Raw genomic sequence first — 14706 nt, forward strand, 5'->3', positions numbered from 1 at the left:
AGAACTGCGTCGGCCAGATAGAGATAGACCGTGCTCTGGCGTTGAGGGCGTAGAGCATACCATGACCTTATGGCGAGGAAAACGGTTGCGTAGGCCTGAATGACGGATTGCCGCTACCATCGTGGGCTAACCCAATGAGGAAAAAGAATTAACACCAGCAAGGCGTCAGAATGGGAAGGTGATCAGTTCAATGTCCTGACTGGTCACTTTAATCATGGAGCCTTCATGGTGCCAGGCGCCCAGGACAGCACGTTGTGCTTCAGCGTGGTTGACAACAAGCTGATGAATGGCCGGACGATGGGTATGGCCGTGGATCATGGTGTTGACCTGATAATGCTGGAGACGGCGGATGACCGCTTCGGGGTTCACATCCATAATCTGCTGTGATTTATGCTGATTGGCATGCCGGCTGGCTGCCCGCATTCTTTCAGCGATGTTGAGTCGCAGGCACAACGGCAACAGCAGGAAGAGACGTTGTATCAATGGATTGTGTACCCGGCGGCGAAATCTCTGGTAGGCGGGATCGTCGGTACACAGCGTATCGCCATGTAAAATGAGAACCTGCCGGCCATACAGATTGAGTACCGTTTCCGTTGGCAAGAGCGTCAGCCCGCTTTGCCGGGCAAAGCGCTTGCCGATCAGAAAATCACGATTGCCGTGTACGAAATAGCAGGGAACGCCGTGCTGATGCAGTTCATACAGGGCAGATGCCACCGTCGCGTGCAGCGGCTGCTGATCGTCATCACCGATCCAGGCATCAAACAAATCGCCCAGAATATAAAGCGCATCCGCGTTCACGGCTTCATGGCGTAAAAAACGCAGAAAACCGGCGGTAATCGCCGGTTCGTGAAGACTTAAATGCAGATCGGCAATAAACAGAGTCGCCATAGACTGCCAGGATTACTCGCTGACGGTTACGCTGGTGATCACGACGTCTTCTTTCGGTACGTCCTGATGCATACCGCTGCGACCGGTCGCGACGCCTTTGATTTTGTCAACCACGTCCATGCCTTCGGTGACTTCGGCAAATACGCAGTAGCCCCAACCGTCAGCACGTTCTGAGCGGAAGTTCAGGAAGTCATTGTCGACGACGTTAATAAAGAACTGCGCCGTAGCGGAATGCGGATCGTTGGTACGCGCCATGGCCAGCGTGCCGCGGGTGTTTTTCAAGCCATTATTGGCTTCATTCTTAATCGCCGCGCTGGTGCTTTTTTGCTCCATACCCGGTGCAAAACCGCCGCCCTGGATCATAAAACCATTGATAACGCGGTGGAAAATAGTATTGTCGTAAAAACCGCTGCGGCAGTAATTCAGGAAGTTTTCTACGGTGACCGGCGCTTTATCTGCGAAGGTATTGATAACGATATCGCCGTGGTTTGTATGAAACGTGATCATAGTAATGAACCCTAGATAGCCATAATAATGAGAATGATGTTCACCATACACGGTGAGCGATCAAGAGCGCTCTTATAACATAACTGACGGGCCGAGTCAGCAGAGCCGTTATCTTAAGCAGCGGTTGTCCCCATACCGAGGGAGATATCAGCAAACATCACTAATACAAATAAATTGATCAAATTTTGGGTTTTTTGATAATTTATTTGAATGATATTTTTCTTGCGCTAGATCAATGTATGGAGTAATCATCATATTCTTTATTAATGACCCAGATTAATCTGAGAGTGATTCGTATTACCTTCCGAATAACGCTAAATAGATAGGTGAATTATGCTGGACAGTATTAATCGAGTATTAGATAAGCCCGATTTTGGAAAACTGCTACTGCGTTTGTCTTTCAGTATTCTGATGTTGTTCCATGGATGGCATAAGGTGCATGGCGGTATTGGCAGCGTTGAAGGCATGCTCACTGCTGCGGGGATTCCGACGTTTGTCGGCTATGGCGTTTATATTGGTGAAGTTGCTATGCCCGTGCTGATGATCCTGGGAATTCTGACCCGTCCTGCAGCACTGATTTTCTCTTTCACCATGGTTGTTGCCGCTTTATTGTCAAACCCGGCCGCTTTCGCCATGCTGACGAAAACGGGAGCATGGGGCGTTGAACCGGCAGCGGTTTTCTTCTTTGCCGGTCTGGCTATCGCCCTGTTGGGCAGCGGTAAATATTCAGTCATGTCGAATCCGCGCTGGCGCTAATATGGCGTCCTGACTGGGTTACAGCATGTTATGAAAGGTCCGGATTTCCGGGCCTTTTTGTTGCCATTCTCAAACGTTATCCTGCCGCGATCGTTTCCGCTTTACCTCATGTTGTTGGAAGTCGATGATTTTATTCCCTGTCAATTATCTGTTTATTCCGTTGTATCAGTCTTGCAATAGAATGGGGTTCAGGTTTCAATACGCCGTTAGGGTTGCGAAGCCCTTAGCAAATTGATGTTATGCGCATGCTGACAGCGAACGATGATCCACCTATCCTGCGAACACCATGGAATGCCCTGATGCTAAAGATTTTTAATACGCTGAGTCGCCAAAAAGAGGAATTCAAACCTATCCACGCCGGTCAAGTGGGGATGTATGTGTGTGGAATTACCGTATATGACCTGTGTCATATCGGTCACGGGCGTACTTTTGTGGCGTTTGATGTGGTGGCTCGGTATTTACGTTATTTGGGATATTCGCTGAAATATGTGCGGAATATCACTGATATTGACGATAAAATTATTAAACGTGCGGCGGAGAATGGTGAAACCAGCGAGCAGCTGACCACCAGAATGATCGCGGAAATGCATGCTGATTTCGATGCGCTGAATATTTTGCGTCCGGATACGGAGCCGCGTGCGACTCATCATATTGCCGAGATTATCGAGCTGGTTGAAAAGCTGATTGCACGTCGCCATGCCTATGTCGCTTCGAACGGCGACGTCATGTTCTCAGTGGCTACTGCGCCAGGATATGGTGTGCTATCCCGCCAGGATCTGGCTCAGCTTCAGGCGGGCGCTCGCGTAGAGATCACTGAAGTTAAACATAACCCGATGGATTTTGTACTGTGGAAAATGTCCAAGCCGGGCGAGCCGCATTGGTCTTCACCGTGGGGAGAAGGGCGTCCCGGTTGGCATATCGAGTGTTCGGCCATGAACTGTAAACAGCTGGGCGAACATTTTGATATTCACGGGGGAGGGTCGGATTTGATGTTCCCGCACCATGAAAATGAAATTGCCCAGTCCAGTTGTGCGCATGACGGCCCTTATGTGAACTACTGGATGCACTCTGGCATGGTGATGGTTGATCGGGAAAAAATGTCGAAGTCGCTGAATAACTTCTTCACCGTACGTGATGTGCTGGCCTATTACGACCCGGAAACGGTGCGTTACTTCCTGATGTCGGGCCACTACCGCAGTCAGTTGAATTACAGCGAAGAAAATCTGAAACAAGCGCGTTCGGCGCTCGAACGTTTATATACGGCGCTGCGTGGTACCGATCGCCGTGTTGCAGCACAGGGGGGCGAAGCGTTTGAAGCTCGCTTCCGTGAAGCCATGAACGACGATTTCAATACGCCGGAAGCTTACTCCGTGCTGTTTGATATGGCACGTGACGTAAACCGCCTTAAAACGGAAGATCCGCAGGCAGCGAATCAGCTGGCATCGGCGTTGCGCAATCTGGCTAACGTGCTTGGCCTGTTAGAGCAAGATCCAGAGGTCTTCCTGCAAAGCGGCGCACAGGCCGATGACGACGAAGTTAAGGAAATTGAAGGGTTGATCAAACAGCGTAAAGACGCCAGAGCGGCCAAAGATTGGGCATTGGCGGATCAGGCTCGCGATAGATTGAATGAACTCGGTATCATCCTGGAAGATGGTCCACAGGGAACAACCTGGCGACGTAAGTAATCCGTTATCGTCTTCAGTAAACAAAAAGCCCGCGATGATATCACCGCGGGCTTTTTTTGCGCCGGATTATGCTGCGCCGGATCGCCGTCGGCGACTTTTTATCTGGGATATCAGGCAGCGACTTCTACCGTCTCGCCATCAAACCCGACTTTCTGACCCGCGACGATTTTGCAACGTTTACGCGTTTCAACTTGTCCGTCAACGGTCACTTCGCCTGCCGCGATAGCCAATTTGGCCGCCGCGCCGCTCTCACTCCAACCCAATAGCTTCAACAGGTCGCACAGTTCAACATGCGGGTGGTTTTCGAGATGAAAAATATTCATAATTTCCTGATTTCTTGGTGTTTTGATAGCTGCCGAATTATTCGGCGCTATCGTGATATTCTTCGCAAGCCTGCAACGTGTTCTGAATCAGGGTGGCGACCGTCATCGGCCCAACGCCGCCCGGCACCGGACTGATATAAGAGGCTCTTTCCTGTGCGGTTGCAAACTCCACATCACCAACGACTTTGCCATTTTCGAGGCGGTTGATACCCACATCTAGCACGATCGCGCCGGGTTTGATCCACTCGCCGGGAATAAAGCCCGGTTTGCCCACGGCGACCACCAGCAGGTCGGCATTTTCTATGTGATGACGCAGATTTTTGGTGAAACGATGCGCCACGGTAGTCGTACAACCTGCCAGCAGCAATTCCAGACTCATCGGACGACCAACGATATTGGATGCGCCGACAACCACCGCGTTCAGGCCAAAAGTATCAATATTGTAGCGTTCCAGCAGCGTGATGATACCGCGAGGGGTACAGGCACGCAGCAGCGGGGCGCGCTGGCACAAACGGCCAACATTGTAGGGGTGGAAACCATCGACGTCTTTATCTGGCGCAATACGTTCGATGACCTTGGTGTTATCAATTCCTTCCGGCAGTGGGAGCTGAACCAGGATGCCGTCAATCGTTTTGTCTGCGTTCAGTTTATCAATCAGCGCCAGTAATTCCGGTTCCGTGGTTGTGGCGGGTAAATCATAAGAGCGGGAAATGAAACCGACTTCTTCGCAGACTTTACGTTTACTGGCAACGTAAATCTGTGAGGCGGGGTTTTCACCGACGAGGACAACGGCCAGCCCCGGTGCGCGTTTTCCTGCCGCCAGACGCTGTTTTACCTGCGTAGCCACTTCGTCTTTGACCTGCTGCGCAATCGTTTTACCATCAATAATCTTTGCTGCCATCTGAGATGAGGTCCATCAGTATTAAGTACGAGAGATGGCGCTATTTTGTCAGAAGCGGCGCTTGCTGTCAGGCATTGCGTAAACATAAATTGTGTCAATGAGGCTATTTTCGCCAATGATGAATTAACCGCCATGTCGTTTCTGTCGCTATGTTCGATGCGATATCGCGTTTTATCGGTGATTTTGATAACTGCGGCAAGGTCTGCTCACCGCCATCATGAATTTATCATCTATATTTAATTGTCAGGCTGTTATTAATAACAGGAAAAGATGCCCGTTACCTTTCAGGTTATAGGCATATCTGTCGTCTATTTGTATTCAGGATTTATTGGGCACAACAAAAGGATCAATCAGCTGGTGAAAAAATGACGTAACAACGGTTTTTAATTCGGGGGAAGATAAAATGGATGTGGAAACTCGGATGATTGAGCTCATTGTTAAATCTGGCGAGACACGTTCCTGTTCGATGGAAGCGCTTCGTTCGGCCCGCAGGGGTGAATGGGAACATGTCGATCAACTGCTGAAAATGGCGGCAGCGGCTTTGAGTAAGGCGCAACTTATCCAGACGGGATTTATTGGCAGCCATGATAAGGAAAAGACGAGCCTCGATCTCATCATGGTACATGCACAGGATCATTTAATGAATGCAATGCTGTGCCGTGAACTGGCTGAAGAGATTATTGCTCTTAGAAAAGATGTGTCTGGCGTAAGATAAAATGAAAAGGATCTCGAGAGTGTTGTCGTCGGCACCATTTGGCTTCAGGCTTAATACCGCATGCTAAATACCCATCCTTTCCAGTCAGGGGTTACCCTGACTGGAGCGCTTTCCCCGTCGCTGAAGGGAACGATTCACGTAGAGGAATGCAACCGCTGAAACCACAGGCGAAGCGCTACCATCGAGTAGATAAGCTCGTTCTCCCGGCCTGCTTTCTCATTATTCACTCGTTTGTTTTTTTATGCTGTTACACGAACATCTAACTACTGTGCTTTCGATCGTTATCACCGATCGATACGATCGAATCGATCTATGAAAACGATTATCTTTTGATCATAATTGCGGATAAGATATTTCCGAAAATTAACATAACCCAATGTTTTATCTGTTTTTTATTCCTTTTTATGGGAAGAGGTTCTTATTGCCTGACGTCACGTCAGAAGGCTCGTTAATGTACAGGTAAAAACAGCTCTGTTGTTTTTACCAACTCAGGGTGGGCGATTAAACAATATTTCGGGAAAATGATTAAAGGTGTTTGTATCTTAATGACTAAAAAAATAAAAAAGGACCTGATGCTCTGTTTTACGCCGTTGCAGGCGTTTACGCTGGGTCGCATCATTGAAGAGGAAGGTCTTGCTAAAGAAAATATCGACTTTTTCTTTTTTTCCTCCAATCGGACACCGTTAATCGACCATGAATTTGCTGAATTGAAAGTGAACGGCGGACGTAGCTATCTGTTTAGTCGGAAGCCTGAATTGTGGGATGTGATAAAATTAAAAATGCTCTTTGTCGGAAAGAGCTACAGGGATATCTATCTCGCCAATGCCAACTCCACGCTGGTCAATTATGTTTTATCTTTCTGCCGATTCGATAATATCAAGACTTTTGACGACGGTGTGATAAACGTCAATTCGCCACTGTTCTATACCAGAGAATATAAAGATGACAACGCCATCGGCATCACGATTGCAAAGAAACTGTTTAAAAGAAAATATACGCCCAGACATATTATCGAGAGTGCCGTCAGGCATTACACCATCCTGAAGCATAACGAAGACGTTAATGTCAAATGTGATTTAACATACATCAGCCTGTTCGGGCAGCAAAAACATACAGGTCATGCGTTAAATAAAAAAGATGAATGCAACGTTTTTATTGGTTCTAAATTCAATGAAATACTTAAAGGCGATGACGAGTTATCGCTATTAAAAGAAATGGTGGTTTTTAAGTTCAAGTGCGACATCAAATATCTGCTGGATAACCTGGGACAGTGCATTTATCTGCCTCACCCCAGAGAACGCGATAGCGATTTTCTTAAAGAGTATAGGAAGGAATCCAATGAAATCTCTGAAAAAGTGATTTTTAAATTAACCAGAGAATACCACAAAATCAATGTTTACGGCTTTTCCAGCACATGCCAGTTTAATCTTGCCTGCAATGACAACATCCATTGCATCGTGCTGGATTCTCAGTTTTTGAGAGACGATATTAGGTTGTCTAGTCACTATCTGATTAATGATGGCGCGGACATCATCAATATAGATCAGCCGTGGGCCGGGTCGGTGACTAACAAATTAAACCTTCCCGTTTAAACGATCTAAATATTATTTTACCAATATAGGGAAAAATATCTTTCTTCAGGTATTCGAGGATGTCATCAGTATAACTTTTTGACCAGTGAGGCCGTTTATATGTATGCCATTCAATGGCGATAAGCTCAACGCTATTATTGACCGCCGCGATTTTTGCCTGTGTTTCAATCTGCTTTTCTTCGCTCGGATCGCCGCCATTCGCAAGAAGCTTTTTGGCTTCATCTCGTTTCGCTCCTGCATCAGCCAATGACACATCGGGATAAGTGCCGATGGAAAGTAATTTTTCTTTCCCTGCATAGCGATACTTTAAACGCCAGTAGCGTGAACCATTGGGGTTAACCAGTAAATACAAACCGCCACCATAAGCGAGTTTATAAGGTTTATCTTTGGGTTTAGCGACGTCAACTTGCCGTGCTGTTAGCTTCATTTGGGGGTATCACTTTTATTGAATCTGTGGATACCCCTAAACATACCCCCCACTTGAGCGTAGAACACAAGAGATACAGGTAGACGTCAGAAGACCTGATGTCAGGTAACTATGCTGATTTTTAAGGGGTTTGTAGACTTTAATAAACGTCGGAATACGAAATTATGGTACGCCCTACAGGATTCGAACCTGTGACCTACGGCTTAGAAGGCCGTTGCTCTATCCAGCTGAGCTAAGGGCGCGTTGCGAAGAGATCGCACTGTCAGTGAGATAACAGTGGGCTGGATTATACCCACACGCCTCAGTGAGTCAACGAATTGGCGTGTGATTTCCGCTATACGGTGAATCCCTGTACAGCTTTGGTCTATCTCACTGTCGTCTGCGCTTTTTTGGGGTCCATCATCCCTTGCGGCCACCCTTGCGGGTCGTCGCGTTAGCGAGCTTCATTCATGCTAAATATGAAAAGGATGCGTCTTTCAGCATTCTCCGCTGTGCCGCCTCAGAAATCCGCTGTAAGTTATGTTCAGACGTATTCGCCGGAATACGACGTTGGTACACTAGATAAAATGACAATTTGGGTTGTCTGGTACGGTTACTGTTGTTTATAACCTCCGCAATTTCTGTCGAACTGGGAATTTTTCGATTTATGCATAATTTGTTATCCGCATTATTGCGTATTTGTCTTTTGGCGATGTTTATGTTGCCTGCCGGATATGCAACTGCGGCAGAATCCGATGCTGACCCGCAGCCTGTACAAACTGAAGCGCCAGTGAAAGTAAATATTGATGCTGAACTGGTGAAGTTGCAGAAGCAGTTGGATAGCATTAAACAGCAGGTGTCGAGCGCCAACAGCGATAGCAAGTTCGGGGCGTTGAACGACACGACGCTGCAACTGGTCAACAGTGCCGATGACCTTTCTGCGTCTGTCGCTCCGCTCGGGGCGCAATTACAGGCGCAACTGGATGTTCTTGGGCCTGCGCCGGAACCTGGCTCCACCATTAATGAAACTAATGAGGTCACCCGTAAGCGCAACACTTTAAATGCGCAGAAGGCAAAGCTGGATACTCAGATTGAGAAAATTCAGGCATTGCGGGCCGGCGCGTCCAACCTTTCCGCGCAGATTATCACCCTGCGGCGTAATGCGTTGAAAACCCAGTTGGCATTGAATTCCGGCAGTATTTTAGGCGCACGTTTTTGGTCGCCTATTGTGACGCCGCAAGCGGAGGATTTGCGGCGGCTCAGTGTGTTTCAGGGACAGTTGAATCAGGCATTCCTGGCTTCCTGGGAACCCGACTGGCGATATGGTTCCATTTTTCTGCTGTTGGTCGCTGCTGCCCTGGTCTCCGCGGGACGCCGTTATCTGGAGAAGTACCTGGCCTGGGCCGGGATTCATCTGTTGCCGGAAGGACGCTTAAGACGAAGTTTTCTGGCAACGGCAAGCGTTATTTCCACCGTGTTGACAATAGGCATTGCCGCAAATTTAGTGGATTTCACGTTTACCCGTCATGGTGAGTCGGCTGAACGGGTAAACACGTTCCTGGATACGCTGACGCAGTTGGTGGTCTTTTGTTCGGTGATTGCGGGGCTGGGGCGTGCGTTTCTTTCGAATCAGCGACCATCCTGGCGGTTGCCCGCGATCGCGAATCCGGTAGCCAAGGCGATGAAGCCTTTCCCCGTGGTCGCCGCGGTGTTCATTCTGGTTTTTGGCATTGTTGAACAGGTTACGGCTACAGTGGGGACGTCTGTGGCTGCTACTATCATGGTCAATGGGCTTTCCGCCTTTTTTCTGGCGTTGACCTCTGGCGCGATTACGTTAAAGAGCGATCAAGTCCGTCGCCAGATGGTGCGTGATGGTGCGCAGCCGGAAGCACGTTCCACGCTGGCCGGACTAATTCACCTTGCCGTGCTGGCTACCTCGCTCTCTGTACTGCTTTCACTGATCATTGGTTATATCTCGCTGGCCCGGTTCCTGACCTATGAACTGGTCTGGATCGGTATGGTATTTTCCTGCCTTTATCTATTTTCAACGTTTATTACCGATATCTGTGAAAGTGTATTTTCGCCCAATAATGCCAGCGGACGGCGAATTAAAAACTCGCTCAATCTTGACGATCGGCACTTAGCGCAGGCAGCGGCGTTGCTTTCCGCCGCTGGTAAAGTGTTTTTGATTCTGATGGCGGCAGTCGCGTTACTGAACGGTACGTTTGGCACTACGACGCCGTTGGCGCTGGTACAAAAAGCCGTTGAGCTCTGGGGCGGCAAAGGGCTGGAAACATTAAGTATTGTGCCTGCCCATTTGGTGAATGCGCTGCTTTTGCTGGTGATCGGGGTCTATGTTTTGCGCTCCTCGAAACGCTGGCTGGAGGTTGAATTCCTTCCCAAAACGATGCTGGATCGCGGTATCCGGGCGTCACTGGTGACGTTGTTCAGTAATATAGGTTATATCCTGATTATCCTGCTGACGTTGGCAACGCTCGGTATCCAGTGGAATAAGCTGGCATGGATTGTCAGTGCGTTGTCGGTGGGTATCGGTTTCGGCTTACAGGAGATCGTAAAAAACTTCATTTCCGGGTTGATTCTGCTGACCGAACGTCCGGTTAAAGTGGGTGATCTGGTGAATATCAGCGGCGTAGAAGGGGATATCAGACGGATTAACGTGCGGGCAACGGAAATTCAGTTGAGTGACCGTTCAACGGTCATTGTCCCTAACTCGCAGTTTATCTCGCAGAATGTGCGCAACATTACAATGGGAAATGCGCTTGGGGTGGCGACGCTTGCGTTGACGTTTCCGCTGGATATCGATCCTGAGGAAGTCAGATCCATTTTGCTGGATGCCTATACTGCCCATGAGTCTGTGCTTGACTCGCCAGCGCCATCCGTCACGTTCAGCCAGTTAACCCCGACGGGTATGGTGTTGAGCGTAACAGGCTATGTCAGCAGCCCGCGTCTGGTTTCAGGAGCGAAAAGCGATCTGCTGTTTGATATTATCAGACGGTTGAGGGAATCCAGTATTCCTTTGGCGGTGCCGCAGAGAATGGTGCTGGAAACCCCAGTCGCTGGCCTGTCGGATGATGTTGAGATCGAAGGGAAACCGTAATGCGCCGTTAGAAAATGTGGGCGAGGGTGCCAAGACGTTCCATTGTTGTATAAAGTAAAAAAGGCTCCGGTGTTGACACCGGGAGCCTTTTTGCCTGAAACGCGGTCTGGAGCTTACCTGACCTGCTGTTTCACCATCTCAATATAGATTTCTCTTAGCCGACGGGCTACCGGGCCGGGTTTACCGTCTCCAATAGTTTTGCCGTCAAGCGTAACCACCGGTAAAACGAAGGTGGTTGCTGAACTGATGAAAATTTCGCTGGCGTGGTAGGCTTCTTCCGGAGTGAAGAGCCGTTCTTCCAGTTTAATCTGATCGCCAGAAGCCAGCTTCAGCAACGATTGACGGGTAATGCCGTGCAGGATGTCGTTGCTTAACGGGCGCGTTACCACGGTTTTATCGTGCAGGACGATATAGCAGTTACAGGAGCTGCCTTCGGTAATGAATCCGTTTTCTACCATAAAGGCATCATCGGCATGCTGAGCATGGGCATACTCTTTCGCCAGACAGGCTGCAAGCAGGCCGACGGTTTTAATATCCCGGCGGTGCCAGCGTATGTCGGGACAGGTTACGACATGCAGGCCGCTGTCCGCTTTGGGATTGTCCAGAACGGCACGGGCCTGGGTAAACAGTACCAGCGTGGGTTTTACTTCGGCCGAAGGAAAATGGAAGTCACGATCGCCCGCGTTACCGCGGCTTAGCTGCAAATAGATCGCGCCTTCTTTCATGCCATTTTTTTCGATCAGGGCATGATGAATATCCTTCAGTTCGGTTGGGGTAACGGGCAGCGTGAGTGACAGTTCACGGCAGGAACGCTGTAGACGCGTCATATGACCGTCAAACTCGGCCAGTTTGCCATTCACAACCGCGGTCACTTCATATACGGCGTCGGCGAAGAGGAAACCACGGTCAAATACAGAAACTTTTGCCTCGCTCTCCAGCACATATTGCCCATCAACATAAACAAGACGTTGCATTACAACACTCCTCAATAGTCGTTCAATGCAGCTTAACGCGTTTTAGCCCCACAGCGCCGCTGCTGACGTGTGTATTTTGCTGCCGTCATAATGCAGCCCGTTGGTTCGATCGCGCTGTAATAACAGTGGGCCGTCCAGATCGACAACCTGTGCACCCTGAGCCACGATAAAGGCTGGCGCCATCGACAGCGACGTGCCTACCATACAGCCAACCATGATCTGCAAACCCAGATCCAGTGCGCGGGCGCGCAGGCGAAGAGCCTCGGTCAAACCACCGGTTTTGTCCAGCTTGATATTGATCATGTCATAGCACCCGGCGATGGCCTCAAGTGAATGACTGTCATGGCAGGACTCATCGGCGCATATCGGGATCGGGTGTGGCAATTCAGCCAATACGCCGTCTTTCCCGGCGGGAAGTGGCTGTTCGATCATCGCAACGCCTAGCGCGGCGAGTTCCGGCACCAACTTGAGATAGAGATCGGCATCCCATCCTTCGTTGGCATCCACAATCAAGCGTGCGGAGGGAGCCCCTTTGCGTACCGCCGTCACTCTGGCCAAATCGTCTTTGTCCGCCAGTTTCAGCTTGAGCAACGGACGGTGGGCGTTTTGCTGCGCCGCCTGCTGCATCCGTGCCGGCGTGTCCAGCGACAAGGTGTAGGCCGTTTCCAAGACGTCCGGCGCCGGCAGATTCAGACGCTGCCAGATTCGCTGGTTATGCTGTTTGCATTCCAGATCCCAAAAGGCGCAGTCGAGCGCATTACGCGCTGCGCCCGCCGGTAGCCGGGTTTGCAGAGATTCACGATCCAGACCGTGACGGATATCGCCGTTTAACGCGGTGATTTGTTCCATCACGCTGGCGATGGATTCTCCGTAACGGGCATAGGGCACGCATTCACCATAGCCCGTGGCTTCACCGGATTGCAGCGTAACCACAACCACATCAGCCTGGGTTTTGCTGCCGCGGGAGATGGTAAATGTACCCTGCAACGGCCAGCTTTCATGGGATAATTGAATGTCGATCATAGGTCAGCCAATTGGTCAACAATACGTCCTACTCCCTGCCGGAACGGATCCACAACAGGCAGGCCAAATTTCTTCTCAAGATCGATCATTAATTGTAATGCTTCTTCTTCACCGAGTGCGGCACTGTTTATTGAAATTCCGACAAAGCGCGCATTAGGGTTGGTCAACTTCGCCATTGACAGATTCAGGGCCATGCAGGCGGCCAAATCGGGGATAGGGTAATCGACACCACGCATGGTTTTGCGTGTCGGTTCATGACATAGCACCAGCGCATCCGGTTGAGCGCCATGGATAATGCCGGTTGTGACGCCGGCAAAGGAAGGGTGGAACAGCGAACCCTGGCCTTCGATGACATCCCAATGGTTTTCGTCATTGGCTGGAGAGAGGGTTTCGACCGCACCCGCAATGAAATCGGATACCACGGCATCGATACTGACGCCGGAGCCGCTAATCAGGATCCCGGTTTGGCCGGTTGCCCGAAACGTTGCCTTGCCGCCACGTGATAAAATTTCTTTTTCGATTGCCAGCGCAGTATACATCTTGCCGCAGGAGCAGTCGGTCCCGACGGGTAACAGGCGTTTACCTGAACGTTTACGTCCGTTAGCGACCGGGTAGATTTGTGAAGGGTGGCGCACGTCGAACAGCGACCGGCCAAGTTTGGCGGCCAATTCTCTGAGCTCCGGGACATCGGACAAACGATTGTGCAGACCCGCCGCGAGATCCATGCCGCTTTCCAGTGCCTGACTCAGTACCGTGATCCATTGTTCAGAAATGATACCGCCGCGGTTGGCAACGCCAATCACCAACGTTTGTGCGCCTGCTGCGCGAGCAGTGCTGATGTCGAGATCGGGTAAGTCACAGTCGGCATGGCAACCATCCATACGATATTGCCCAACGCAATACTCCGGGTGCCATTGCTTAATTCCGATCGCCACCTTGGCTGCCAGCTGATCGTGTGCATCCCCCAGGAATAACAAATAAGGTTTTTTGATATCCATTATTTATCCTCATAAATATCGGAAAATGTTGATTGAAAGATCGCTTTTTTGAAAAGTCAAATTTGATAAATGATATGAAGTTAAAACTGATAATAATGATGAATATATTATTGTCAATATCAATGCTTATTAAGTTATAGGAACTGCAATTTAATCATTTTATTGAAATAAAAAACTGGTATCTATGACTTGTTACGAATTAAATTTTGCAATTGATGTTTATTTTTAAATGTGACGGATTTTTATAAAAAAGAATGGGGCTATAGGTTTTTGTTTTTAGTAATTAATTGATTTTATTTGTCTATTTTATTTTTCCTTACTGACTTAAATGCGCCAATTTGGTGAGTTGACTTATTATGGGGCCCCAAAATAAAGCAATGGCATTTTTTGTTTTTTATTTGTTAATAAAAAATCGATTTCCCTATTATCAGTATCAATGATTCTGATATTTTTGCCGGTTGCCAAAAGAATAATTAATATCTCTGATAAAGGCAGGTATAAATAAAAACGATGGAAATACATTATTTTCTAGTGGATAGCCCGGACGCATGTTTGGGTTGATAAGTCGCTATAGCTAATAGATTTATGGCGGGCATTCATGCCCGCTCCCTGTGCTGAAGGATCCCCACAAATTTGGGGAAGAATGTCTGTGAGTGAGGTTAAGGTTTCGTGCGCAATAGCTAGCGAAGATTTCTGCAAGCGTGGCAGCAGCGTCCGACATGGGGCGGCTCAATCGCCACCGCCCCATGACCCCGGGCTTTTCGCGGGAAATCGCGTCGCTACGCGATGCCTTCGGCGTACGTGACCGCTGTTCGGGCCG

Annotated in this window: 12 protein-coding genes, 1 tRNA gene and 1 pseudogene; 5 read left to right on the forward strand and 9 right to left on the reverse strand. The window is 49.2% G+C overall.

Translation table 11 applies throughout. From position 1 onward, the window contains the following. Positions 1–165: 165 nt before the first annotated feature. Positions 166–888 (reverse strand): UDP-2,3-diacylglucosamine diphosphatase, encoded by a 723-nt coding sequence (lpxH, locus tag B4923_RS14840; RefSeq protein ID WP_109055138.1) that lies wholly within the window; start codon positions 886–888, stop codon positions 166–168. 12 nt (positions 889–900) lie between these two features. Beyond that, positions 901–1395, reverse strand: coding sequence for a peptidylprolyl isomerase B (gene ppiB / locus B4923_RS14845; protein ID WP_109055139.1), 495 nt, complete (start codon positions 1393–1395; stop codon positions 901–903). A gap of 333 nt (positions 1396–1728) precedes the next feature. Here ppiB and B4923_RS14850 point away from each other — a divergent pair, with 333 nt between their 5' ends. Both B4923_RS14850 and cysS read left to right on the forward strand, forming a co-directional pair. Next, positions 1729–2151, forward strand: coding sequence for a DoxX family protein (locus B4923_RS14850; RefSeq protein WP_109055140.1), 423 nt, complete (start codon positions 1729–1731; stop codon positions 2149–2151). A gap of 299 nt (positions 2152–2450) precedes the next feature. Next, a complete protein-coding gene (cysS, locus tag B4923_RS14855) occupies positions 2451–3836 on the forward strand; it encodes a cysteine--tRNA ligase (protein ID WP_109055141.1) in 1386 nt (461 codons plus the stop codon). A 110-nt stretch (positions 3837–3946) separates the two neighbouring features. Here cysS and ybcJ read toward each other — a convergent pair whose 3' ends face one another. Both ybcJ and folD read right to left on the reverse strand, forming a co-directional pair. Continuing rightward, positions 3947–4159, reverse strand: coding sequence for a ribosome-associated protein YbcJ (gene ybcJ, locus B4923_RS14860; RefSeq protein WP_109055142.1), 213 nt, complete (start codon positions 4157–4159; stop codon positions 3947–3949). A 37-nt stretch (positions 4160–4196) separates the two neighbouring features. After that, the gene (gene folD, locus B4923_RS14865; RefSeq protein WP_109055143.1) at positions 4197–5060 is read right to left on the reverse strand and encodes a bifunctional methylenetetrahydrofolate dehydrogenase/methenyltetrahydrofolate cyclohydrolase FolD; all 864 of its coding nucleotides are present in this window, start codon (positions 5058–5060) and stop codon (positions 4197–4199) included. A gap of 403 nt (positions 5061–5463) precedes the next feature. On the opposite strand from folD, the gene B4923_RS14870 reads away from it, so the two are divergent. Both B4923_RS14870 and B4923_RS14875 read left to right on the forward strand, forming a co-directional pair. Then, positions 5464–5775, forward strand: coding sequence for a PTS lactose/cellobiose transporter subunit IIA (locus tag B4923_RS14870; RefSeq protein WP_109055144.1), 312 nt, complete (start codon positions 5464–5466; stop codon positions 5773–5775). Positions 5776–6320: 545 nt separating this feature from the next. Next, positions 6321–7367 carry a glycosyltransferase family 52 gene (locus B4923_RS14875; RefSeq protein WP_170116067.1) on the forward strand — a complete coding sequence of 349 codons (1047 nt, stop codon included), beginning with the start codon at positions 6321–6323 and terminating at the stop codon, positions 7365–7367. 16 nt (positions 7368–7383) lie between these two features. Here the strand turns inward: B4923_RS14875 and B4923_RS14880 are convergent. Together B4923_RS14880 and B4923_RS14885 are read right to left on the reverse strand one after the other, a co-directional pair. Further along, positions 7384–7794, reverse strand: a pseudogene (locus tag B4923_RS14880) (tyrosine-type recombinase/integrase); the annotation flags it as partial. 165 nt (positions 7795–7959) lie between these two features. Next, positions 7960–8036, reverse strand: a tRNA-Arg gene (locus tag B4923_RS14885). A gap of 404 nt (positions 8037–8440) precedes the next feature. Here B4923_RS14885 and B4923_RS14890 point away from each other — a divergent pair. After that, positions 8441–10891, forward strand: a complete 2451-nt coding sequence (locus tag B4923_RS14890) for a DUF3772 domain-containing protein (RefSeq protein WP_109055163.1) — start codon at positions 8441–8443, stop codon at positions 10889–10891. A gap of 113 nt (positions 10892–11004) precedes the next feature. Here B4923_RS14890 and B4923_RS14895 read toward each other — a convergent pair whose 3' ends face one another. Genes B4923_RS14895 through dgcN form a run of 3 tightly spaced genes read right to left on the reverse strand, consistent with a single transcriptional unit; the run spans position 11005 to position 13886 of the window. Further along, entirely contained in the window at positions 11005–11865 is an 861-nt protein-coding gene (locus tag B4923_RS14895) for a D-amino-acid transaminase (protein ID WP_109055147.1), read from the reverse strand. Positions 11866–11907: 42 nt separating this feature from the next. After that, the gene (gene dgcA, locus B4923_RS14900; RefSeq protein ID WP_109055148.1) at positions 11908–12888 is read right to left on the reverse strand and encodes an N-acetyl-D-Glu racemase DgcA; all 981 of its coding nucleotides are present in this window, start codon (positions 12886–12888) and stop codon (positions 11908–11910) included. Then, the gene (gene dgcN / locus B4923_RS14905) at positions 12885–13886 is read right to left on the reverse strand and encodes an N-acetyltransferase DgcN (RefSeq protein WP_109055149.1); all 1002 of its coding nucleotides are present in this window, start codon (positions 13884–13886) and stop codon (positions 12885–12887) included. The genes dgcA and dgcN overlap by 4 nt, the downstream gene beginning before the upstream one ends. Positions 13887–14706: the final 820 nt, after the last annotated feature.

The sequence above is a fragment of the Brenneria roseae subsp. americana genome (assembly GCF_003115815.1).
Lineage (GTDB): Bacteria > Pseudomonadota > Gammaproteobacteria > Enterobacterales > Enterobacteriaceae > Brenneria > Brenneria roseae.